Below are 23,077 nucleotides of genomic sequence, written 5' to 3'. Positions count from 1 at the left end.
AGTTGCCATGTCCGCCGTCCAATCGTTGATCGCCGCCCACCGCCAGGGCCAACCCGTCGGGCTGTACAGCGTCTGCTGCAGCAACGCGCAGGTGCTGCTGGCGGCGATGCAGGTCGCGCAGCGCTACGACACCCTGCTGCTGATCGAGGCGACCTCCAACCAGGTCGATCAGTTCGGCGGTTACACCGGCATGACCCCGCCGCAGTACCGCGACTACGTGCTGCAGCTGGCGCGCGATGCCGGCTTCCCGGCCGAGCGGCTGGTGCTCGGTGGCGACCATCTCGGTCCCAACGCCTGGCAGAAAGGCCCGGCAGACGTTGCCATGGCAAACGCGCGCGACCTGATCGCCGCCTATGTCGCGGCCGGTTTCCACAAGATCCACCTGGACTGCAGCATGTCCTGCGCCGACGACCCGACCCCGCTGCCGGACGCCATCGTCGCCGCGCGCTCGGCCGAACTGGCGCGGATCGCCGAACGTACCGCCGCCGAACACGGCCTGCCGCCGCCGGTCTACGTGATCGGTACCGAAGTGCCGATCCCCGGCGGTGAGGCTTCGCTGGCCGGTGGCCTGCAGGTCACCACGCCGGCCGCGGCCACGACCACGCTGGACATCCACCGCGAGGCGTTCTCCGCCCCGGACCTGCTGCCGGCGTGGGAGCGCGTGATCGCGATGGTGGTGCAGCCCGGCGTGGATTTCGACCACAGCAGCGTGCACTACTACGACCCTGCCGCCGCCGCGGACCTCTCGGCCTTCGTCGAACGGCAGCCGCGCATCGTGTTCGAAGCACACTCCACCGACTACCAGACCGAGGCCGGCCTGCACGCGCTGGTCCGCGATCACTTCGCGATCCTCAAGGTCGGGCCGGCGGCCACCTATGCCTTCCGCGAAGCCGTGTTCGCGCTGGCCATGATCGAGCGCGAACTGCTCCCCGCCGCGCAGCGCTCGAACCTGATCGAGGTGCTGGACCGCTGCATGGTCGACACGCCGGGCAACTGGCGCAGCTACTACCAGGGCGACGAACACGCGCTGCGCCTGCTGCGCGCCTATTCGCTCAGTGACCGCAGCCGTTACTACTGGGGCGAGCCGGCGGTGCAGGCCGCGCTGGACACGCTGGTCGCCAACCTCACCGCGCAGGTGCCGCCGCAGATGCTGCTCAGCCAGTTCATGCCCGAACAGCTCAAGGCGATCGAAGCCGGTGAACTGCAGCCCGCACCGCTGGCGCTGATCCAGCACAAGGTCGCGTTGCGCCTGGCCGAATACGCTCGTGCCTGCAATCGCAACCGCTCAGGCACGCATAACGAAACCCGGCAGCCCAAGGAGCTTTCGGAACGGTAAGCTTCGGCTTTCCCTTTCGAACGGAATCGCCCCCATGCGGAACACCCGGCAGCGTCGCCAGCAGATACTCCAGACCCTGGTCGAGCACGGCAACGTGCAGGTCAGCGAGCTGGTGACGCGTTTTTCGGTCTCGGCGGTCACGATCCGTGCCGACCTGACCCACATCGAATCGCAGGGGCTGGCTACCCGTACCCACGGGGGCGCCACGCTGGTACGCACGCCGCCGCAGGAACAGGACATCCACGAGAAGGATGCGCTGAACCTGCCGATGAAGGACCGGATCGGCATCGAGGCGGCCAAGCTGGTCAAGGCCGGCGACAACATCATCATCGACTCGGGCTCGACCACGATGACGCTGGCGCGGCACCTGCGCGGGCATCGCGACGTCACGGTGATGACCAATGGCCTGAACATCGCCTGGGAGCTGGCCAATGCGCCCGGCGTGGAGCTGCTGCTCACCGGCGGCCTGCTGCGCAAGCAGTCGCTGTCGCTGCACGGCAGCCAGGCCGAGGCCAGCCTCAACACCTACAGCTTCGACACCCTGTTCCTGGGCGTCGATGGCCTGGACCTGCAGTTCGGCCTCACCACCCACCACGAGGCCGAAGCCAGCCTCAACCACCGCATGGTCGAGCGCGCACGTCGCATCGTGGTGCTCACCGACGCCTCCAAGTTCGGCCGGGTCAGCCTGCACCGCATCGCGCGGCTGGACCAGGTCCACACCATCATCACCGACGCCAGCATCGAGGCCGAGTACCTGGAAGGGCTGCAGCGGCTGGGCGTCGAAGTGATCATCGCCGAGTCCCCGCCTTGACCGAGTCCCGCTCCCTGCACGGCCGCCTGCTCACCGACACCGGTTGGGTCCGCGGCGACATCCACTTCGACCAGCGCATCACCGCCATCGATACCGCGCACGCCGATCCGCGCGGCGACGATGAGGTTCCGCTGATCCTGCCCGGCTTCATCGACCTGCATGTGCATGGCGGCGCCGGGGTGGACATCATGCAGGGCGGCACGACCGCGCAGACGGTGGCACGCGCGCATGCCCGGCACGGCACCACCGCGCTGCTGGGGACCACCATGACCGCGCAGGAGGACGACATCACCCGCGCACTTGAAGGCCTGTCCGCTGCAATCGCCACGCGCGAACCCGGCATGGCGCGCGTGCTCGGGGTGCATCTGGAAGGGCCGTTCATCAGTGCCGAGCGTCTGGGCGCACAGCCCCCGCTGGTGGTCGAGGCCACCCTGGCCGACGTGCAGCGCCTGCATGCGATCGCACCGATCAAGGTGCTGACCCTCGCCCCGGAGATCGGCCAGCACCTGGCGCTGATTCCGGCGCTGAGCGCACTCGGCATCCGCGTGCAGCTCGGCCACAGCGCCGGCAGCTACGAGGATGGCGTCGCCGCACTGAAGGCAGGCGCGGCCGGCTTCACCCATCTGTTCAACGGCATGACCGGCGTGGACCACTATCACCCCGGCATCGCAACCGCCGCGCTCGCGCATGCCGAGTACGCCGAGCTCATCCCCGATCTGCAGCACGTGCATCCCGGCGCGATCCGCACCGCCCTGCGCGCGATCCCGCGCCTGTACTGCGTCACCGATGCGACCGCCGCCACCGGCATGCCCGATGGCGAGTACGCGCTGGGCGTGCAGCGCGTGCACAAATGCCTGGGCTGTGTGCGGCTGTCGAGCGGCTCGCTGGCCGGCAGTGCGCTGACCATGGACCAGGCGCTGCGCAACCTGGTCTCGCTCGGCCTGGACATCGCCGATGCCTCGCACCGGCTGTCGCGCTACCCGGCCGACTATCTCGGCATCGACGACCGCGGCCGTCTCGCGACCGGTGCCTGGGCGGACCTGGTGGTGCTCGATCACGACCTGCGCGTGCGCGGCGTGGTGGTGGAAGGCGACGACATCGCGCTCGACTGAGCGTTGACTCCCGCGCCGCCACGGCGCACGCAGTTGCAGACAGGACCGGCATGATGAACGACGTTTCCGCAGCCCTCCCCGTGCACGCCGGCGCCTCCGCGCCGCGCTGGCCGGTACGCTATCTGTTGTTCATCGGCGGCATGGGTGGGCTGCTCTACGGCATCGACATCGGCATCATCGCCGGTGCCCTGCCCTACCTGGAGGCCACCGCGACCGCGAGCTGGCACCTGACCAGCCAGCAGCTGGGCTTCGTGGTCGCCGCCGTGCTGCTCGGCAGCGTGTTGTCCTCGCTGTTCGCCGGCATGGTCGCCGACCTGATCGGGCGTCGCGGTGCGATGCTGCTGGCCGGCGTGCTGTTCACTGCCAGCATCCCGGTGATGGCGCTGTCCGATGGCTATGGCGCACTGTTGATGGGACGGTTGCTGCAGGGCATCAGCGGCGGCCTGATCGGCGTGGTGGTGCCGCTGTACCTCGCCGAAGTCCTCAGCCCGGAACGGCGCGGGCGCGGCGCGGCGATGTTCCAGTTGCTGCTCACCATCGGCCTGGTGCTGGCCGCCGTGATCGGGCTGTACCACGCCCATGCGGTTGATGCGGCGACCGCCGCGGTGCGCCATCTGCCCGGTGCCGAGCAGCAGCGCCTGCTGTTCGACGTCAAGGACCATGCCTGGCGCACGATCTTCTGGAGCTGCCTGCTGCCCGGCCTGGTGTTCACCGGGGGCGTGCTGCTGATCAGTGAATCACCGCGCTGGCTGGTGCGCCGTGGCCGCATCGACAAGGCGCGCAGCGCGCTGCAGCGCACGGTCGCCGCGGCCGACGTCGAGCCGACCCTGCAGCGCATGCAGGCGCCGGAAGAACGTCAGCTCGGCCGCAACGGCAAACGCGATCCGCTGCTCAGCCGCCGCTACGTGTGGCCGTTCGTGCTGGCCTGCCTGGTGCTGGCCTTCACCCAGGCCACCGGCATCAACTCGGTGCTGGCCTACGCGGTCAACATCCTCAATCAGGCCGGTCTGCCCGGCTCGGTGGCCAATGGTGCGGATGTGGCGATCAAGCTGCTCAACGCGGTGATGACCGTGGTGGCGCTGGTGCTGGTTGACCGCAAGGGCCGCAAGTTCCTGCTGATGCTGGGCAGTGGCGGCATCACGCTGTCGCTGCTGGCGGCCGCCCTGCTGTTCGTGCAGAGCGAGCGCGGGCGGCTGGATGTGCAGGCCACGCTGCAGCAGCAGGTGAGCGGCACCACCCTGTCGCTGCCGCTGGATGCCGCGCAATGGCAGCGGCTGGACGGCACTGCCGGCACCGCGCCGCAACAGCTGACCGTGTCCTATGCCTACGGCGGCTTCAGCAATGTGCGCTCGCTGCGCAGCGACAACCCGATCGATGCCACCCTGCAGATCCGCCGCGAGGACGCGGTCTCGGCCGACAGCGTGATCGGCCGCTTCTTCCGCACGCTGCACCTCAACCCGTTCCCGGATCCCGCGCAGGCCGCCAACGCACCGCTGGTGATCGAACGCGCGGTGATCGGCCCGGTGCCCTCGCCCACGCACGGCTGGCTGGTCGCCGGCTGCATCCTGCTGTTCGTCGCGTTCTTCGCGGTGGGCCCCGGCGTGTGCGTGTGGCTGGCGCTGTCCGAGCTGATGCCGACCCGCATTCGTTCCAACGGCATGAGCATCGCGCTGCTGATCAACCAGTTCGTTTCCACGGTGATCGCGGCGATCTTCCTGCCCACGGTCGGTCACTACGGCTACGCCAGCATGTTCTTCTTCTGGGCCGGCTGCACGCTGCTGTACTTCCTGATCGCCGCGTTCTGGCTGCCGGAGACCAAGGGCAAGTCGCTGGAGCAGATCGAGGCGAACTTCCGCTGAGCGGCAGCTGCCCTGCCCGACGGGATCAGGGCGCCTTGCCGGTGATCTCGGTGAACAGCCGGTGCGCTTCGTCGCTGCCATCCAGTCCGGTCACCTGCATGGACTGCGCGAAGGGACCGGCGATGACGGCGACATTGAGGACCTGATCGCCGACGGTAAACGCCACCCGCTTGCCCACGCGTGCTTCGGTCGCGGCAAGAATGCGCGGTGCGGCTGCATCGGTGAAGCGCAGGACAAGGGTGTCCTGTCCGTTGTGTCCATCGGTGCCGACGGCAACCGAGGCGATGTCGGCCGTCGTGACGAAGGCGGGCTCGATCAACGAGAGCGTGTTGCCGTCGCGGTCCTTGAGCGTCGTGGCGCCGGGGCGTTTGGCATCCTCGGCCACCTCCCGCATCTGGATGCGTGCGTTCGCCAGCGGTGAGACACCCGCCGGCGCGTCTGCCGCCGCCGGAGGCGGGGATGTCTGCGTGCAGGCGCTCAGGCCGGACCCCAGCAACATCGTCATGATCAACAGGGAACTTCGCATGCGTGTCTCTCCATGAGTGGATGACAGCAGTATCGCTGCTGCGTGGGCGCAGCGGGCAGCGAAAACGCCGTACAGCTGCGCTCACGGCACCCGCGCACAGACCCAGACCTGCATCGGCCCGGCACCGGCGTACTGCAGCGCGCGCAGCGCGGCATCGGTGGTCGCCCCGGTGGTCATCACGTCGTCGACCACGGTCAGCCCGGCGGGCGGATGCCCGCGCACCGCGAACGCATCGCGCAGGTTGCAGCGGCGGGCATCGGCATCCAGATTCGACTGCGCGGCTGTTTCGCGGGTCCGTTGCAGGCCCTGCCAGAGCGGGCAGCACAGCCCGCGCGCCAGCGGCCGGCTCAATTCCAGCGCCTGGTTGTAGCCGCGCTGGCGCAGCCGCCGGCGATGCAGCGGCATCGGCTGCAGCGGCCCGGCCAGGAACGGCGGCACGCGCTGGAGCATCAGCTGTGACAGCAATCGGCCGGCGGCCAGGTCCTGGTGGAACTTGAACCGGATCAGCAGGCGGTCGATCGGCGCCGCGTACAGGAATGCCGCGCTGGCGGCGGCCTGGCGGGGATGCTCGTCGATGCAACGCCCGCAGTGGTCGTCCGTTTCTTCGCTGCGGTCGGCCGCTGCCAAGGGCAGCGCGCAGCGGCGGCAGGCATGGTCGTTCCAAGGCAACGCCCGATGGCAGGCGCGGCACAGGTCCATCCCGTCCTCGCCCGGGCACTCGCAGACCAGGCAGCGCAGCGGCAGGATCTGCCAGCGCAGCCACCCCAGGGCTCCGTAAACTTCTGAAATGATCATATGGTTGACAGATAGCAACCTCCTCACCAGACTGCCGCCCTTTCGTTCCCCTATCTGTCAGGACATCCCCATGGCTTCTGTCATCCGACACGACTGGCACCGCGAGGAGCTGCTGGCGCTGTTCGCACTGCCGTTCCCGGCGCTGCTGCACCGCGCGGCCAGCGTGCACCGCGAGCAGTTCGATCCGGCGGAAGTGCAGGTCTCGACCCTGCTCTCGGTCAAGACCGGCGGCTGTCCGGAAGACTGCGCGTACTGCCCGCAGGCACAGCGCTACAGCACCGGCGTGGACGCGCAGAAGCTGATGGCCACCGACGCTGTGGTCGCAAAGGCGCGCCAGGCCAAGGCCGCCGGCGCCTCGCGGTTCTGCATGGGCGCGGCTTGGCGCTCGCCGAAAGACCGCGACATTCCCAAGGTCGCGGCGATGATCCGCGAAGTGAAGGCGCTCGGCCTGGAGACCTGCGCCACGCTGGGCATGCTCAGCGGCGCGCAGGCCACCGCCCTGCGCGAGGCTGGGCTGGACTACTACAACCACAACCTGGACACCGCGCCGGACTACTACGACTCGATCATCCACACGCGCCAGTACCAGGACCGCCTGGACACGCTGGCGCACGTGCGCGATGCCGGGCTGAAGACCTGCTGCGGGGGCATCGTCGGCATGGGGGAGACGCGCGAACACCGCGCCGGCCTGCTGCTGGCGCTGGCCACCCTGCCCGCCCACCCGGACTCGGTGCCGATCAACCGCCTGGTGCAGGTCCCCGGCACCCCCCTGCACGGCACCGCCGCGCTGGACCCGTTCGAGTTCGTGCGGATGATCGCGGTGGCCCGCATCGTGATGCCGCGTTCGATGGTGCGGCTTTCGGCCGGGCGCGAGGCGATGAGCGACGAGCTGCAGGCGCTGTGCTTCCTGGCCGGGGCCAACTCCATCTTCCATGGCGAAAAGCTGCTGACCACCGGCAACCCGGACACCGAGCGCGACCTGGCCCTGTTCGAACGGCTGGGCCTGCGCCCGATGGCGATCACCGTGGACGCGCCGGGGCACGATCACCCGGCCACGGTCCACGCCGACATCACCGCTGGCGGCGGCTGTGGGCGGGCGGCCTGAGCCCCGAGCAGCGGGCCCGGCAACCGGGTACGCTAACGGCCCACCCGGAGCCCCTGACGACCATGGCCCGTCCTGACCTGCACGACCGCATCCAGGCCCAGCGCAAGCTCCGCGACGCGCAGGGGCGCCTGCGTGTCCGCCGCGTGGTGAGCCGGCGCGATGGCGTGCAGCTGGAAGTGGACGGCCAATGGCTGACCAACTTCTGCAGCAATGACTATCTGGGTCTGTCGCAGCAGTTCGGGGTGGTCAGCGCACTGCAGGATGCCGCCGCGCGCGAAGGCGCCGGCGCGACCGCCTCGCACCTGATCTGTGGCCACCATGCGCTGCATGAAGCGCTCGAACAGGAAATGGCCGACTGGCTCGGCTATCCACGGGCACTGCTGTTCGGCAGCGGCTTTGCCGCCAACCTGGCCGTGCAGCAGGCGCTGCTCGGCGAAGAAGACGATGTCTGCGTGCAGGACCGGCTCAACCACGCCAGCCTGCTTGATGCCTCGCGCCTGGCCGGTTGCCGGCTGCGGCGCTATCCGCACCTGGATACCGAAGGCGCGCTGCGCCAGCTCAAGCACGCGCCCAACGGCGCGGCGATGCTGGCCACCGACGGCGTCTTCAGCATGGATGGCGACATCGCCCCGCTGCGCTCGTTGTCGCTGGTGGCGCGCATGCAGGAAGCGCTGCTGTACGTCGATGACGCGCACGGTATCGGCGTGGTCGGCGAGCACGGCCGCGGCTGCGTGGCCGATGCGGGCCTGGGCGTGGACGATGTACCGCTGCAGCTGGCCACGCTCGGCAAGGCACTCGGCGGCAGTGGTGCGGTCGTGCTCGGCGACGAGGCGATGATCCAGCACCTGGCCGAAACCGCACGGCCCTACATCTACACCACCGCCGTGCCGCCGGCCCAGGCCGCCGCTGCACTGGCCGCCGTGAAGCTGGCGCGCCGCGACGACTGGCGCCGCGAGAAGCTCACCGAGTTGATCGGCCTCTTCCGCGCCGGTGCCCGCCAGCACGGCCTGGAGCTGATGCCGTCCGATACCCCGATCCAACCGCTGCTGTGCGGCGCCGAGTCGACGGTGATGGCGATGTCGGCCACGCTGGAGGCGGCGGGTTTCCTGGTCAGTGCGATCCGTCCGCCGACCGTGCCCGAGGGCAAGGCGCGCCTGCGCGTGACGCTGTCCGCACTGCATGCACCGGCGCAGGTGCGCGCGCTGGTCGATGCGATCGCGCACGCCCGCGATACCGTTGGGCAGCAGAACGCGTTGAATGCCCTGACCGCGTGACGCCACAGAGTTGAGCATGCATATCGATGTCATCGGCCAGGGCCCGGCGCTGGTCCTGATCCACGGCTGGGCCCTGCATGGCGGCGTGTTCGCGCCGCTGGTGGAGCGGCTGTCGCCGCATCTCCAGCTGCACCTGGTCGATCTGCCCGGCCATGGTGCCAGCCGCGACGACACCACCCCGTTGCGCCTGCCGCATGTGGTCAACGCCATCGCCGCGGCCACGCCGCCGGCAGTCTGGTGCGGCTGGTCGCTCGGCGGCCTGTTCGCCCTGCATGCCGCCGCGACGCTGCCGCAGGTGCGCGCCCTGGCGATGATCGCCGCCACCCCGCGATTCGTTCGCGGCGACGATTGGCCGCATGCGGTCGAGCCGGCGGTGTTCGGCCAGTTCGGCCAGGACCTCGCGCAGGACTATCGCGGCACGCTGGAGCGCTTCCTCGCGCTGGACGCGATGGGGTCCGAACACGCCCGCCAGGAACTGCGCACACTGCGCGAGATGCTGGTCGCGCGCGGAGAACCGGCCCCCCGTGCGTTGCACGAAGGCCTGCGACTGCTGGAGAACACCGATCTCCGCGGCGCCCTGGCCCCGCTGGGCAAACCCAGCCTGTGGCTGGCCGGCCAGCGCGACCGGCTGGTCTCGGCGCGGGCCATGCAGGCTGCCGGCGCGCTGGCCCCCGCCGCGCAGGTCCATGTGGTCGCCCACGGCGGGCATGCCCCGTTCCTCGGCCATGCCGACGAGGTCGCCGCGCAGCTGCAACACTTTGTTGCCGCACACTCTTGACCTCTCCCGGCCACGCATCGCCGATCATGTACGCCTGCCTCTCGCCACAGGACTGACCCATGGATCTTGGAATCGCCGGCCGCTGGGCCCTGGTCTGCGCCGCCAGCAAAGGCCTCGGGCTGGGCTGTGCGCGTGCGCTGGCACGCGAAGGCGTCAACGTGGTGATCGCCGCGCGCGGTGAAGCGGCGCTGGATCGCGCCGTGCTCGAGCTGCAGGCCCTGCCGGGCGCCCGCAGCACCTTCTGATTCCACCCGCACCACCGTTTTGAGCCGTGAGTACCCCATGACGTCCAGCTTCGATCCCCATCACGTCCGCCGCGCCTTCTCGCGCGCCGCCAGCAGTTACGATGCCGCCGCGGCGCTGCAGCGCGAGGTGGAAAAGCGCCTGCTCGAATCGCTGGACTACCTGGAAAACCGCCAGCCGCAGGTGGTGCTCGATGTCGGCAGCGGCACCGGCCACGCCAGCGCCGTGATGAAGAAGCGCTGGCCGAAGGCGCAGGTGATCGCGCTCGACCTCGCCCAGCCGATGCTGCGCGAGGCGAAGAAGCAGGCCGGCTGGTGGAAGCCGTTCTCGCGCGTGTGCGGCGATGCGCAGGCGTTGCCGGTGCTGGACCAGAGCGTGGATGTGATCTTCAGCAACCTGTGCCTGCAGTGGGTGGAGGATCTGCCGGCGGTGTTCGCCGGGTTCCGCCGCGCGCTCAAGCCCGGGGGCCTGCTGCTGGTCTCCACGTTCGGGCCGGAAACACTGATCGAACTGCGCGATGCGTTCGCCGCCGCCGACGACGTGCCGCATGTCAGCCGCTTCGCCCCGATCGCGCAGTTCGGCGATGCGCTGATGATGTCCGGCTTCCGCGATCCGGTGCTGGACCGCGACCTGTTCACCCTGACCTATGACGACCTGACCGCGCTGATGCGCGAGCTGCAGGCGATCGGCGCCACCAACGCACGCCAGGACCGCCGCCACACCCTGACCGGGCGCGGGCGATTCGATGCCGCGCGCGCGGCGTACGAGCCCTTGCGGCGCGAGGACGGCAAGCTGCCCAGCAGCTGGGAAGTGATCTACGCCCATGCCTGGGCACCGGAGGGCGGCGCGCCGATCCGCGAGCGCGGCCACGATGTCGCCACCGTGCCGATCTCGGCGATTCCGATCCGTCGGCGGACGACGTGATGCGCCGGCGTCTGGCCGGCGTTACGGCGTAGGGCCGGGGCGAAGCGCTGCGCTAGGACGCCGGAAACAGATCGCGGTGGAAGAAATAGATTTCCTGCGCCAGGAACCGCCAGCTGGTATGGAAACTGCGGAAGCGCGTGCTCGGCGTGGACGAGGCCAGCGCATCGATGCCCAGCTCACGGCACAGGCGCAGCGCGCGCGCCATGTGCAGCGGATCGCTGACGATGATCACGCGGTGCAGCTTGCGCTGGTCCATCAGGCGCCGTGCCTCGATCAGGTTCTGCCGGGTGGTGCGTGAAGCAGTCTCGATCAGGATCGCGTCATCCGGTACGCCCTGCTTGAGCGCGTAGCGACGGGCCACCTGCGATTCGGAAAAACGCGCGCCGGAGCCACCGTAGCCACCGGTGAAGATCAGCAGCGGCGCATAGCCCTGCTGGTACAGATCCAGGCCGTGCCGGATGCGCTCTTCGAACACCGGCGAGGGCTTGGCGTCATACGCCGCCGCACCGAGCACGATGATCGCATCGGCCTTCTGTGCCTGGTCGCGCTCGCCGATCCAGACGATCCACGCCGTGACCCCGAGCAGCCACACGGCCAGCACGATGCACAGCCGCCACAGCCAGCCGAAGAAACCCACCCCGGTGCGCCGGCTCATGCCGCGCTCCACGGCAGGGCGTCCAGGTCGACGTTGCCGCCCGACAGCACCACACCGACGCGTTTGCCGGCAAAGCGCGCCGGTTCGGCGAGGATCGCCGCCAGCGCGATCGCCGAGGACGGCTCGACCACCTGCTTGAGCACCTGCCAGATCAGCCGCATCGCGGCGATGGTGGCGTCATCGGCAACGGTGATCACCTGCGCCGCGCCGTGCAGCAGCGCGAAGTTCGGCATGCCCAGCGTGCCGCGCAGGCCATCGCAGACGGTATCGGGGGTGAAATCGATGCGGCGCTCGCCGGCCGCCAGCGAGCGCGCCGTATCGGCCGCGCCCAGCGGTTCGGCCAGGACCAGCTCAACCCCCGGGGCGGCGCCCTGCAGCGCCAGCCGCGTGCCCGAGGCCAGGCCACCGCCGCCCACCGGCACCACCATCATGTCCAGGCCCTCGCTGGCGTGCAGCAGCTCCAGCGCAGCCGTACCCTGGCCGGCGATCACCTGGGGGTCGGTATACGGATGCACCAGGGTCGCCCCGGTCTCGGCCTGGACCTGCGCGCACATCGCTTCGCGCGCGGCGATCGAGGCGTCGCAGCGCCACAGCGTGGCCCCGTGGCGACCGATGTTGGCCAGCTTCGCCGCCACCGCCCCCTCGGGCACGATCACATGGCAGGCGATGCCGCGGGTGCGCGCGGCCAGCGCCAGGGCGGCGCCATGGTTGCCCGAGGAGTGGGTGACCACCCCGCGCCGGGCCTGGTCATCGGCCAGCGCCCAGACGGCATTGCACGCGCCGCGGAACTTGAAGGCGCCGCTGCGCTGCAGGTGTTCGGCCTTGAAGAAGATCGTGGCGCCGGTCATCGCATCCAGCGTGCGCGAGCGCAGCACCGGGGTCACGCAGGCGTGCGCGGCAATGCGCGCCGCCGCCGCCAGCACGTCGTCAACACAGGGCAAGGGTGAATCGCTCATGACGCAAGATTAACGTATGCCCCACGGCCACATGCGCCCTGATGAACGTGTCAGCATGGCAACCATTCATTCAGATCGGGCCGAGTTAAGGGCCGATTCAACGCCGTGGGCCGAAGCTGGCCCTACAGCCCTTTGGGGGGACCCATCATGAAAATGCGCCTTGTTCTTGCCGGTGGCCTGTTGTTGGCCCTGTCCGGCTGCGCGACGTACGACTATGTCGGCGGTGGCGGTGGCGGCAGTGGCTACTACCACGGCGCACCGTCGGTCGAGTATCGCTACCCGGCCGGCTATCCCTACGGCTACGGCAGCGGCTACTACGGCGGTGGCGGGTATTACGGTTATGGCGGCGGCTATGGCGGTGGTTACGGCTACCCGGTGTATCGCCCCTATCCGAACTACCGTCCGCCACACCATCATCGCCCGCCGCCGCGCCCCGGCAACGGCAATGGGGGTCATCCGACCCGTCCGCCGGATCGTCCGCGCCCGACCAACGGCGGCTCGCCGTGGCGGAACATGGATTCGGTGGGGGGCCCGCGCCGGCCGCAGCAACAGCAGCAGCAGCGACCCTCGCGTCCGCCGCAGGCACGCCCGGCCCAGGCCCCGCGTCCGGCTGCGCCGAGGATGAACGGCTCCCCGTGGCGGAATCTCAACAATGCGAACCAACGCACAGTTGAGCCCTGAGATGGCTTGATTTTCACGCGCCCGGCGGTTCACTCTAGCCGGGCGGTGACTGCCACGGTCACAAAGTGTCAAAAGCGACAAGTGGCGTCACATTCGGCTCTATGTCGATATCCGCCAGGAACATCTGGATCCCCCCTGTTCCGGCCCTGTCGGATGTCGGCACCTTAAACGCAGAAGGCCCCGCTACTGGCGGGGCCTTCTGTTTTTGGGCCGCCCGGCACGGCCGGGAACGGCAAAAAAACAGGGCCGGCAGTCCCCCGACTGCCGGCCCCTCTGCTTCCCCACGATGCGCTTGGACCGGCCCCTGTTCCAATTCCGGTCCGTTGCGCACAAGGCGCATGCCATCCTGGGTGCTATTGGGTTATCTGCAGAAAACGTGCCAACTTGAGGGTGGATTTCATACCCCCCGACGAATGGCGCTAAAATCGCCACCCGCGCCCTGTCGCCAGGGCTGATCCGGGCCGCCCGGCCCCGTCCCGAGCTCCTCCGCCATGACTGACTCCTTCTACCGCTACGACGTGATCGTCATCGGCGGCGGCCACGCCGGCACCGAGGCCGCGCTCGCGGCCGCGCGCAGTGGTGCACGCACCCTGCTGCTGACCCACAACGTGGAAACGATCGGCGCGATGAGCTGCAACCCGGCCATCGGCGGGATCGGCAAGGGCCATCTGGTCAAGGAGATCGATGCCCTGGGCGGCGCGATGGCGCATGCCGCCGACCGCGCCGGGATCCAGTGGCGCACGCTCAACGCCTCCAAGGGCCCGGCCGTGCGCGCCACGCGCTGCCAGGCCGACCGCAATCTCTACCGCATGGCGATCCGCCAGATCGTCGAGGCCCAGCCCAGCCTGACCGTGTTCCAGGCGGCGGTCGATGACCTGATCATCGAAGGCGACGCCGTGCGCGGTGCGATCACCCAGACCGGCCTGCGCTTCAGCGCGGCGGCCGTGGTGCTCACCGCTGGGACCTTCCTGGCCGGCAAGATCCACGTCGGTGAATCCCAGTACGCCGCCGGCCGCATGGGCGACCCGCCGGCGACCACGCTGGCCGCGCGCCTGCGCGAGCGCCCGTTCGTGATCGACCGCCTCAAGACCGGCACGCCGCCGCGCATCGATGGCCGCTCACTGGACTACAGCCTGATGGAAGAACAGCCCGGCGACGATCCGCGCCCGGTGATGTCCTTCCTGGGCAGCGTGGCCGAGCATCCGGCGCAGGTCAGCTGCTGGATCACCCACACCAGCGAGCGCACCCACGAGATCATCCGCAACGCGCTGCACCGCTCGCCGCTGTACAGCGGGCAGATCGAAGGCATCGGCCCGCGCTACTGCCCGTCCATCGAGGACAAGGTGGTGCGCTTCGCCGAGAAGGCCAGCCACCAGATTTTCGTCGAGCCCGAAGGGCTGGACGTGGTCGAGATCTACCCCAACGGCATCTCCACCTCGCTGCCCTTCGATGTGCAGCTGGACCTGGTGCGCAGCATGCGCGGCTTCGAGAACGCGCATATCACCCGGCCGGGCTACGCGATCGAGTACGACTTCTTCGATCCGCGCGGGCTGAAGAACACGCTGGAGACCAAGACCGTCAGCGGCCTGTTCTTCGCCGGCCAGATCAACGGCACCACCGGCTATGAAGAGGCCGCCGCGCAGGGCCTGCTGGCCGGCCTCAACGCCGCCCGCTTCACCCGCGACGACGCCGGCTGGTGCCCGCGCCGCGACGAGGCGTACCTGGGCGTGCTGGTCGACGACCTGATCACCCATGGCACCACTGAGCCGTACCGCATGTTCACCAGCCGCGCCGAGTACCGGCTGCAGCTGCGCGAAGACAATGCCGACGTGCGCCTGACCGGCCCCGGCCGCGAACTCGGCCTGGTCGATGACCGTCGCTGGAGCGCGTTCCAGACCAAGCAGGACGCCGTCGCACGGGAAACGGCGCGCCTGCGTGCACTGTGGGCGACGCCGGGCAATGCGCTCGGCCGCGAAGTGGAGGCCACCCTGGGCGTGGCGGTCAGCCGCGAAACCAACGTGCTGGACCTGATCAAGCGTCCCGAACTGGATTACGCCACGCTGATGCAGGTGCCCTCGCTCGGGCCCGCCGTGGCCGATGCCAAGGTCGCCGAGCAGGTCGAGATCGGGGTGAAGTACGCCGGTTACCTGGACCGCCAGCGCGATGAGATCGCGCGCCAGCAGCGCCACGAGAACACCGCCATCGCCGCGGAGTTCGATTACGCCGGCGTGCGCGGCCTCTCGGCCGAGGTGCAGCAGAAGCTCGAACGGGTGCGGCCGCAGACCATCGGCCAGGCCCAGCGCATCCCCGGCATGACGCCGGCGGCGATCTCGCTGCTGCTGGTGCACCTGGAACGCGCGCGGCGCAGCAGAGTCGCCTAAGAACAGCGCCCGGTATCATGACCCCGCGCCCAGCAGGGCGCGTCCTTGTCTGGAGTACCGCATGTCCCCGATCCGCCCCTTCCTCGACAAACTCCCCGTGCTCGGCGAGCGCGTCTACATCGACCCGGCCTGCACGATCATCGGTGACGTGGTGCTGGGCGATGACGTCTCGGTGTGGCCGGGCACGGTGATCCGCGGCGATGTGAACCACGTGCGGATCGGCGCGCGCAGCAACATCCAGGACGGCACCATCATCCACGTCAGCCACCACAGCCCGTTCAACAAGGGCGGCTACCCGACCCTGATCGGTGAAGGTGTGACGGTCGGCCACGGCACCATCATCCATGCCTGCACCATCGGCGATTACTGCCTGATCGGCATGGGTGCGTGCATCCTGGATGGTGCCAAGGTGGGCACGCATGGCTTCCTCGGCGCGGGCGCGGTGCTCGGCCCCGGCAAGGTGGTCGGCGAAGGCGAATTGTGGCTGGGCAACCCGGCACGGCTGGCACGCACGCTCAGCGACAAGGAGATCGAGTCGCTGCACTACTCGGCCGATCACTATGTGCGCCTGAAGGATCAATACCGGGGTTGATTGCGATCACCCGGCTGGGCATCGGCGCGTGTGCGCGGTAAAGTCCTCAGCCGACCAGGAAGCAGTCGAGACCCGCATGCCCCCGCTGGCAGACCGGAGAGGAATCCGGCGTCCCCTGTGGCCTTCCGTACGATCCAGCGTGATGTGCCGCCGATGAGCGCGCCCATGCTGGATACCTACCGGGAGGTCATCACCCCCGAAGGCGTGCCCCTGCACCTGCCCGTGGCCGGTCCGTTGCCGCGTGCACTGGCCTGGGCGATCGACTTCGTGATCCGCATCGGCGCGCTGATGATCCTGAGCATTCCGCTGGGCTTCCTCGGGGGCTTCGGCCAAGGGCTCTACCTGGGCCTGATGTTCCTGTTGCTGTGGGCCTACACCATCGTCCAGGAAGCGTGCTGGGGCCGCACCCTGGGCAAACGCGCGATGGGCCTGCGCGTGGTCGCGCGCGATGGCGGACCGATCGGCTGGATGAGCGCGATCACCCGCAACCTGCTGCGCACCGTGGACATGCTGCCGTTCGGCTACGCGCTCGGCCTGCTGTCGAGTCTGTTCGATGCGCATGGCCGCCGCCTCGGCGATCTGGTCGCCGGCACCGTGGTGATCCACCAGGGTGCGCCGCCGCTGGGCGGCAGCGTGCCGGTCGGCAGCGTGCTGGTGCCACCGCACCCTTTGCAGCCGGCCGAGCAGGCGGCCGTGGTCGCCTTCGCCGAGCGTGCGCCGCGGCTGTCGACTCCGCGCCAGCAGGAGCTGGCCGATATCGCCGCACCGCTCACCGGAAGCCGCGGCCAGGTCGGCGTGCTGCGCCTGTATGCGATGGCCAACTGGCTGTTGGGACGCCGATGAGACAGGAACAGTTCGTCGCCCGCTACCAGGCCGAATGGCAGGCGCTGGAGCAGTGGCTGACCCAGCGCGGCGAGCATCCACGGCAGGCACGCCGGCAAGCCGCCCACGAGGGCCTGGACGACGGTGATTTCCCGCAGCGCTACCGCCGCCTGTGCCAGCAGCTGGCGCTGGCGCGCCGACGCGGTTACAGCCCGCAGCTGGTCGCGCGGTTGCAGCAGTTGATGCAGCAGGGCCACACCCTGCTCTACCGCACGCCGCGACCGCAGTGGCAGCGCGCGCTCGCCTTCCTGTTCGCCGATTTCCCGCAGCTGGTGCGCAGCCAGGCGCGCAGCATGTGGGTGGCCGCGGCGTTGTTCGTGGTGCCGCTGGTCGGCAGTTTCGCGCTGATCCTGTGGCGCCCGGAGCTGATCCACCTGCTGCTGGACAACGCGCGCATCGCCGAGTTCGAGCGCATGTACGATCCGGCCTCGCCGAACCTGGGCCGCGACAGCGGCACCAACTGGACCATGTTCGGCTACTACATCATGAACAACATCAGCATCGGCCTGCGCACGTTCGCCTTCGGGTTGATCGCCGGCGTCGGCACGGTGCTGGTGATGCTGTTCAATGGCGTCGGCATCGGCTCGGTCGCCGGCCATCTGCAGCACATCGGCCACGGCGATCCGTTCTGGCGCTTCGTGGCCGGCCATGGCGCGTTCGAGCTGACCGCGATCGTGATCGCCGGCGGCGCCGGCCTGCAGCTGGGCATGAAACTGCTTGCCCCCGGGCGGCGGCGGCGCATCGATGCGCTGGTCGAGGGCGGCATGATCGGGGCCAAGCTGTGCGTGGGGGTCGCGGCGATGCTGCTGATCGCCGCCTTCATCGAAGCCTTCTGGTCCTCGATCGCGGCGATCCCGGCCTGGGGGAAATACAGCGTGGCCGCGGTGCTGTGGACCACGGTGTTCGTCTGGTTGTGGCGCGGTGGACGCGGGGCGGCCGATGCAGATTGATCGGCTCAACGTCGTGCTGCGCGCACGCTCGGGCTGGGAGGCCATGGAGCTGGGCATGGCCCTGGTGCGCCGCCATGCGGCCGCAGTGTGGGCGCCCTGGGTGGCCGTGTCGCTGCCGGTGTTCGTGCTGCTCAACGCCGTGGCGTGGTGGACCGACAGCTTCGGCTGGGCCTGGCTGGCGATGTGGTGGCTCAAGCCGCTGTTCGAGCGCATCGCGCTGTACGTGATCGCGCGCGGCGTCTTCGGCGATGCGTCGACGACCCGGCAGACGCTGCGTGCGCAGCGCTCCTGGGGCTGGCAGGGCTTCTGGGGCTATCTCGGCTGGCGACGCCTGAGCCCGCTGCGGTCGGTGCTGCTGCCGGTCAACCTGCTGGAAGGTGCTGATCCGGCGCATCGGCGCCAGCGGCGCCGTGCGATCGCCGGGGGCGCGATGGGCCATGCGCTGCTGCTCACGCTGGTGTGCATGATGTTCGAGATCGTGCTGGTGGCCGGCGGCATCGCCGCGGTATTCCTGTTCATTCCGGTGGACCTGTTGTCCGAATCCTGGCGCGCGGCGTGGGAGCTGGCCAAGCAGGACATGCCGGCGTGGATGCAGCTGGGCGTGAACCTGCTGTTCTGGGGCGCGGCCACGGTGATCGGTCCGTTCTACGTCGGCGCGGGCTTCGGGCTGTACCTGGACCGGCGTACGCAGATGGAAGCGTGGGATCTGGAGATCGCCTTCCGGCGCCTCCGCGTACGCCTGCAGCAGGCGGCGCCGCTGCTGATGCTGGCCGTGGTGCTGATCTGGCCGGGCGCGGCACTGCACGCCCAGCAGGGGCGGCCGTCGAACGCCAAGGGCGCGGTGGCGGCACCGGCCGGTGATACGCCGTCGCTCGAGGACGGCCTGGCGCCCGCCTCCGATGCAGCCGACACAGCCGACGCCGCTGACGAAGACGGCGAAGAAGTAGCCGAAGAAGACGATCCACCGCTGACCTACGACAACGATCCGGACAACACGCTGGTCGGCATCTTCGGCAACGAGCCGGTGGACACGGCCGGCTTCCGCCAGGCCGTGCAGCGCGCGTACGAAGACCCGCTGCAGAGCCCGACCCGCGAGGTGACCGAGTGGAAGCGCACGGACACCGACACGGCCGAAGCCGAGAAGGCCAAGCGCGAGGCCGCGGCCAAGGGCAGCTCCCAACGCGGTGCCAAGGGTCCGTTGTTGCCGGCACAGATCGCCGAGTGGACGCTGTGGGCGTTCGTGGGGTTGCTGGTGGTACTGCTGCTGGTTACCGCGCCGCGCTGGCTGCCGTGGCTGCGCGGCTCCGGCCGGCGCCGTCGCGCAACGGCCACGGCGGTCGTGGAAGACGCGATCCGGATACCGGACGTGGCACCGCCCGATCCCGCCGCACGTGCGCGCGCGCTGTGGCAGGAGGGACGCCCCCGCCAGGCGCTGGCGCTGTTGTATCGCGCCAGTGTGGACACCATGAGCGAACGCGCGCAGGTCAGCCTGCCGCCGGGGGCCACCGAAGCGCAGTGCCTGCGCGCTTCGCGACGGATGCCGGTCGAGGCCGACCGCAATCTGTTCGCGCGCATCGTGCGGGTCTGGCAGTACGCCGCCTACGCGGGCCAGTTGCCGACCGATGACGACTTCGACACGCTGGCCACCACCCTGCAGGCCCAGTTCGGGTGGCGCGCATGAGCGCCCGCCTGCGCTGGCTGCTGGTTGGCCTCGTGCTGCTGGTGATCGCGGTGCCGCTGGCGATCCTGTTCCTGCGCACGCACGAGCGGGTGACCGAGGTGGAACGCCTGCCCCCGCAGGGCGAAGCGAGCTACAACCCGCTGTATGTGCTCGGCCAGGCACTGCGTGCGGACGGCCTCACGGTGCAGTCGCGGCCGCGCCTGGACCTGACCCGCATGCCGTTGGCGCCGGGCGATACCGTCGTGCTGCTGCAGGACAGTGCGGAGGTTCCGGCGCCCGCCGTCACCGCCCTGATGGCCTGGGTGGCACGCGGCGGGCATCTGATCGTGCGCACGCCACCGATCGGCAAGGACGACGCGCGCAACGGGCCGCTGCTGGACGCGCTCGGTGTGGACAGCGAAGGCCAAGAGAGCGACTGCCAGCCGTTCCACGTGCGCGATGACCCGCAGCATGTCGAGTTCTGCAATGGACGCCGCTTCGCGGTCGCGCCGCCCACCGGCATCACGCTCGAGCGGGGCTGGGGAGACGAGGAAAGCCGGGTCTTCGCCCGCCTGCGCCACGGCCATGGCCGCATCGATGTGCTGGCCGACATGGCCTTCATGCACGGCAAGGGCCGACCCAACCCGGCGGTTCCCCCGAACGCTGCCAACGCGATCATCGATGGCCTGCACGACAAGGCGCACCGCGATCTGACCCGTTACGTGCTGGCGCCGAACCATGGCAAGGGCACGATGTGGCTGGTCTACGCCTCCCGTCCGCCCTCGCTGTGGAACCGCGTGTTCTACCTCGGCTGGCCGGTGTGGGCGCCGTTGCTGCTGGCCCTGCTCGGCTGGCTGTGGCAGCGTGCGCAGCGGCTGGGCAGCGAACTGCCCTCGCCGCCGGCTGAACGCCGCTCCCTGCTGGAACACATCCGCGCCAGCGGCGAGCACCTGCTGCGCTTCGGCAAAGCGCCGCTGTTGTATGACGCGGTCCGCCGGGCCTTCCTGGCTCGCCTGCGACGCCGGTCACCGACGGCCGCCGCGCTGGCCGGCGAGGCCCGGGTGCACGCCATCGCCACCCTGCTGCAGTGGTCGCACGCACGCGTGCAGACCGCCTTGACCCCACCCGCTGCCCACGACGTCGCCGGCCTGCGCGACCGCATCCGCCTGCTGATCCAGATGAGAAACCTGCTATGACCGAGCCGACGCTTCCGCCGCCGCTGTCCCCTCCTGCCGTGACCGCGCCGCCGTCGCCGTCGCCGTTGTCCGAGCGCGTCGATGCCGTGCGCGACGCCGTCGGCCGCGCCTTCATCGGCCAGCCCGAGGTGCTCGACCAGATCCTGATCGCCCTGCTGGCCGGTGGCCATGTGCTGATCGAAGGCGTCCCCGGGCTGGGCAAGACCCTGCTCGTGCGTGCCCTCGCCCAGGCGCTGGAGCTGGACTATGGGCGCGTGCAGTTCACCCCGGACCTGATGCCCAGCGATGTCAGCGGCCACGCGGTGTACGACCCGAAGACCGAGAGCTTCAAGATCCGTCGCGGTCCGGTGTTCACCAACCTGCTGCTCGCCGATGAAATCAACCGCGCCCCGGCCAAGACCCAGTCGGCCCTGCTGGAAGTGATGCAGGAAGGCCAGGTCACCATCGAGGGCAAGGCGTTCGCGCTGACCCCGCCGTTCCTGACCCTGGCCACGCAGAACCCGGTCGAGCAGGAAGGCACCTACCCGCTGCCCGAAGCGCAGCTGGACCGCTTCCTGCTCAAGGTGCTGATCGATTACCCGACGCTGGACGACGAGAAGCGCATGGTCGATGCGATCACCACCGGCCGCAGCGCGGCCGACTTCGATCTCTCGCAGGTGCCACGCGTGCTGAGCGGGGCCGAGGTGGTCGCGCTGCAGCAGGCGACCGCGGCGATCACGGTCGATCCGGAAGTGATCGACTACGCGGTGCGTATCGTCGCCGCCACGCGGCAGTGGCCGGGTATCGCGCTCGGTGCCGGCCCGCGCGGCAGCATCGCGCTGGTGCGGGCAGCGCGTGCGCAGGCGGTGCTGTCCGGCCGTGATTTCGTCACCCCCGACGACGTGCGCGACATCGCCAAGCCGGCATTGCGCCACCGCATCGCCTTGGCACCGGAACTGCAGATCGAAGGACAAAGCGCCGACGATGCATTGACCGCACTGCTGGCCAAGGTGGACGCACCACGCAAATGAGTGCGCGCGCCGTCCATCGCAGGCGACCGGCATGAGGCCGGGACCGCTGCTGCTGGCACTGCTGGCCGGCTGGGGCCTGCTCGGCGTGCCGGTGGTGCTCGGTGCCTGGCCGCACGCGGTCTGGTGGGCGGTCGGTGCCGGCGTGGGCCTGATCGCGCTGGTGGACCTGCTGCGCCTGCGCCGCCAGCCCTCGCCGAGCGTGCACCGCGAGTTGCCCGAGTCGCTGGCGCTGAACGTCGAGCGCGAGGCCACGCTGCGGCTGGAATCGAGCCGGCACCAGCGCGTGGAGGTGTTCGATCTGGTGCCCGGTGGCTGGGCCCTGCACGGCCTGCCGCGTGCACTGGCGCTCAAGCCGATGGTCAGCAGCAGCGTGGCGTACCGGCTGACGCCCACCGCGCGTGGCCGATTCGTGTTCGAGGGCGTGCACCTGCGCGTGCACAGCGCGTGGCGGCTGTGGCATCAGCGGCGGCAGCTGCCGCCGGCGATGACGGTGCGCGTGTACCCCAACTTCGCACCGCTGACCCGCTTTGCGTTGTTCAGTGCCGAACAGGCCTCGCGCCTGGTCGGTGCCCACCTCAAGCGCCGTCGCGGCGAAGGCACCGATTTCCACCAGATGCGCGAGTACCGCATCGGCGACAGCCTGCGCCAGATCGACTGGAAGGCGACCGCGCGGGCGCGCAAGCTGATCTCCCGCGAATACCAGGACGAGAAGAACCAGCAGTTGGTGCTGATGATCGACACCGGCCGGCGCATGATGGCCAGCGAAGGCGGCCTGTCGCACTTCGATCATGTGCTCAATGCAGCGCTGGTGGTCTCCTACCTCGCGCTGCGCCAGGGCGACGGCGTGGGCCTGTTCGCCGCCGGTGGCGAAAGCCGCTGGGTCGCACCGAAACGCGGCATGGGCACGATCGATACCCTGCTGCGCGCCAGCTATGACCTGCAGGCGCAGCCGGTCGCCACCGACTATCTCGCCGCGGCCACCGAGCTTTCGCTGCGGCAACGCCGGCGTTCGCTGGTGATGCTGGTCACCAACGTGCGCGATGAAGACATCGAAGACCTGCTCGCGGCCGTGCACCTGCTGCAGCGCCAGCACCTGGTGTGCGTGGCCAGCCTGCGCGAGCGCGAGCTGGACGATGCGCTGGCCCAGCCGGTGGAGACCCTGCAGGACGCCACCCAGGCCGGTGCGATCGCCCGCTACCTGCAGCAGCGCAGCGACGCACATGACGCGCTGCGCAGCCATCGGGTGATGGTGCTGGATGTCACCGCCGAGGCCCTGCCCGGGGCGCTGGTGGAGCGCTATCTGGCGGTCAAGCGGGATGGGTTGCTGTAACCCACGCGCAGCGACCAACGG

The 23,077-nt window shown here is 69.7% G+C and carries 21 protein-coding genes and 1 pseudogene; 18 read left to right on the top strand and 4 right to left on the bottom strand.

What is annotated here, in order from left to right; translation table 11 throughout:
• Positions 1–7 precede the first annotated feature (7 nt).
• Genes HDC96_RS09505 through HDC96_RS09490 form a run of 4 tightly spaced genes read left to right on the top strand, consistent with a single transcriptional unit; the run spans position 8 to position 5,118 of the window.
• Entirely contained in the window at positions 8–1,336 is a 1,329-nt protein-coding gene (locus tag HDC96_RS09505; protein WP_179459789.1) for a D-tagatose-bisphosphate aldolase, class II, non-catalytic subunit, read from the top strand.
• Positions 1,337–1,370: 34 nt separating this feature from the next.
• Complete coding sequence (locus HDC96_RS09500; RefSeq protein WP_176987900.1) at positions 1,371–2,147, top strand: DeoR family transcriptional regulator; 777 nt, start codon at positions 1,371–1,373, stop codon at positions 2,145–2,147.
• Positions 2,144–3,259 carry an N-acetylglucosamine-6-phosphate deacetylase gene (gene nagA, locus HDC96_RS09495; protein ID WP_179459788.1) on the top strand — a complete coding sequence of 372 codons (1,116 nt, stop codon included), beginning with the start codon at positions 2,144–2,146 and terminating at the stop codon, positions 3,257–3,259. Before HDC96_RS09500 ends, nagA begins: the two co-directional genes overlap by 4 nt.
• A 53-nt stretch (positions 3,260–3,312) precedes the next feature.
• Entirely contained in the window at positions 3,313–5,118 is a 1,806-nt protein-coding gene (locus HDC96_RS09490; RefSeq protein ID WP_179459787.1) for an MFS transporter, read from the top strand.
• A 25-nt stretch (positions 5,119–5,143) separates the two neighbouring features.
• Here the strand turns inward: HDC96_RS09490 and HDC96_RS09485 are convergent, their stop codons facing one another.
• A complete protein-coding gene (locus HDC96_RS09485; protein WP_179459786.1) occupies positions 5,144–5,644 on the bottom strand; it encodes a hypothetical protein in 501 nt (166 codons plus the stop codon).
• 81 nt (positions 5,645–5,725) lie between these two features.
• Positions 5,726–6,439 (bottom strand): ComF family protein, encoded by a 714-nt coding sequence (locus HDC96_RS09480; RefSeq protein ID WP_179459785.1) that lies wholly within the window; start codon positions 6,437–6,439, stop codon positions 5,726–5,728.
• 70 nt (positions 6,440–6,509) lie between these two features.
• On the opposite strand from HDC96_RS09480, the gene bioB reads away from it, so the two are divergent.
• From bioB to bioC, 5 genes and pseudogenes are all read left to right on the top strand, one after another.
• Positions 6,510–7,544, top strand: a complete 1,035-nt coding sequence (gene bioB / locus HDC96_RS09475) for a biotin synthase BioB (RefSeq protein WP_179459784.1) — start codon at positions 6,510–6,512, stop codon at positions 7,542–7,544.
• Positions 7,545–7,606: 62 nt separating this feature from the next.
• Positions 7,607–8,818 (top strand): 8-amino-7-oxononanoate synthase, encoded by a 1,212-nt coding sequence (bioF, locus tag HDC96_RS09470; protein ID WP_179459783.1) that lies wholly within the window; start codon positions 7,607–7,609, stop codon positions 8,816–8,818.
• Positions 8,819–8,834: 16 nt separating this feature from the next.
• Entirely contained in the window at positions 8,835–9,596 is a 762-nt protein-coding gene (gene bioH / locus HDC96_RS09465; RefSeq protein WP_179459782.1) for a pimeloyl-ACP methyl ester esterase BioH, read from the top strand.
• 59 nt (positions 9,597–9,655) lie between these two features.
• Positions 9,656–9,826: pseudogene (locus HDC96_RS09460) on the top strand (SDR family NAD(P)-dependent oxidoreductase); the annotation flags it as partial.
• Between the two features lie 52 nt (positions 9,827–9,878).
• Complete coding sequence (gene bioC / locus HDC96_RS09455; RefSeq protein ID WP_179459781.1) at positions 9,879–10,763, top strand: malonyl-ACP O-methyltransferase BioC; 885 nt, start codon at positions 9,879–9,881, stop codon at positions 10,761–10,763.
• A gap of 52 nt (positions 10,764–10,815) precedes the next feature.
• On the opposite strand, the gene HDC96_RS09450 is transcribed toward bioC, so the two are convergent.
• Together HDC96_RS09450 and HDC96_RS09445 are read right to left on the bottom strand one after the other, a co-directional pair.
• Positions 10,816–11,430, bottom strand: a complete 615-nt coding sequence (locus tag HDC96_RS09450) for a YdcF family protein (RefSeq protein WP_179459780.1) — start codon at positions 11,428–11,430, stop codon at positions 10,816–10,818.
• On the bottom strand, positions 11,415–12,374 hold the full coding sequence (locus tag HDC96_RS09445) for a pyridoxal-phosphate dependent enzyme (protein ID WP_179459779.1): 960 nt from the start codon (positions 12,372–12,374) through the stop codon (positions 11,415–11,417). Before HDC96_RS09445 ends, HDC96_RS09450 begins: the two co-directional genes overlap by 16 nt.
• A gap of 147 nt (positions 12,375–12,521) precedes the next feature.
• On the opposite strand from HDC96_RS09445, the gene HDC96_RS09440 reads away from it, so the two are divergent.
• From HDC96_RS09440 to HDC96_RS09400, 9 genes are all read left to right on the top strand, one after another.
• Complete coding sequence (locus HDC96_RS09440) at positions 12,522–13,055, top strand: hypothetical protein (RefSeq protein WP_179459778.1); 534 nt, start codon at positions 12,522–12,524, stop codon at positions 13,053–13,055.
• A gap of 491 nt (positions 13,056–13,546) precedes the next feature.
• Positions 13,547–15,436 carry a tRNA uridine-5-carboxymethylaminomethyl(34) synthesis enzyme MnmG gene (mnmG, locus tag HDC96_RS09435; RefSeq protein WP_179459777.1) on the top strand — a complete coding sequence of 630 codons (1,890 nt, stop codon included), beginning with the start codon at positions 13,547–13,549 and terminating at the stop codon, positions 15,434–15,436.
• Between the two features lie 61 nt (positions 15,437–15,497).
• Positions 15,498–16,028 carry a gamma carbonic anhydrase family protein gene (locus tag HDC96_RS09430; protein ID WP_179459776.1) on the top strand — a complete coding sequence of 177 codons (531 nt, stop codon included), beginning with the start codon at positions 15,498–15,500 and terminating at the stop codon, positions 16,026–16,028.
• 153 nt (positions 16,029–16,181) lie between these two features.
• Positions 16,182–16,871, top strand: coding sequence for an RDD family protein (locus HDC96_RS09425; RefSeq protein ID WP_179459775.1), 690 nt, complete (start codon positions 16,182–16,184; stop codon positions 16,869–16,871).
• Positions 16,868–17,860 carry a stage II sporulation protein M gene (locus tag HDC96_RS09420; protein WP_179459774.1) on the top strand — a complete coding sequence of 331 codons (993 nt, stop codon included), beginning with the start codon at positions 16,868–16,870 and terminating at the stop codon, positions 17,858–17,860. The genes HDC96_RS09425 and HDC96_RS09420 overlap by 4 nt, the downstream gene beginning before the upstream one ends.
• Positions 17,850–19,541: a DUF4129 domain-containing protein gene (locus HDC96_RS09415; protein WP_179459773.1), complete on the top strand. Its 1,692-nt coding sequence runs from the start codon at positions 17,850–17,852 to the stop codon at positions 19,539–19,541. The genes HDC96_RS09420 and HDC96_RS09415 overlap by 11 nt, the downstream gene beginning before the upstream one ends.
• Entirely contained in the window at positions 19,538–20,716 is a 1,179-nt protein-coding gene (locus tag HDC96_RS09410; RefSeq protein WP_179459772.1) for a DUF4350 domain-containing protein, read from the top strand. The genes HDC96_RS09415 and HDC96_RS09410 overlap by 4 nt, the downstream gene beginning before the upstream one ends.
• Positions 20,713–21,726, top strand: coding sequence for a MoxR family ATPase (locus HDC96_RS09405; RefSeq protein ID WP_257018680.1), 1,014 nt, complete (start codon positions 20,713–20,715; stop codon positions 21,724–21,726). Before HDC96_RS09410 ends, HDC96_RS09405 begins: the two co-directional genes overlap by 4 nt.
• A 31-nt stretch (positions 21,727–21,757) precedes the next feature.
• Positions 21,758–23,056, top strand: a complete 1,299-nt coding sequence (locus HDC96_RS09400) for a DUF58 domain-containing protein (RefSeq protein WP_179459771.1) — start codon at positions 21,758–21,760, stop codon at positions 23,054–23,056.
• The last annotated feature ends 21 nt before the right edge of the window (positions 23,057–23,077 follow it).

Origin of the sequence: Stenotrophomonas sp. JAI102 (genome assembly GCF_013409105.1) — a bacterium.
Lineage (GTDB): Bacteria > Pseudomonadota > Gammaproteobacteria > Xanthomonadales > Xanthomonadaceae > Stenotrophomonas > Stenotrophomonas maltophilia_AA.
This window is presented reverse-complemented; position numbering and strand designations above follow the sequence as displayed.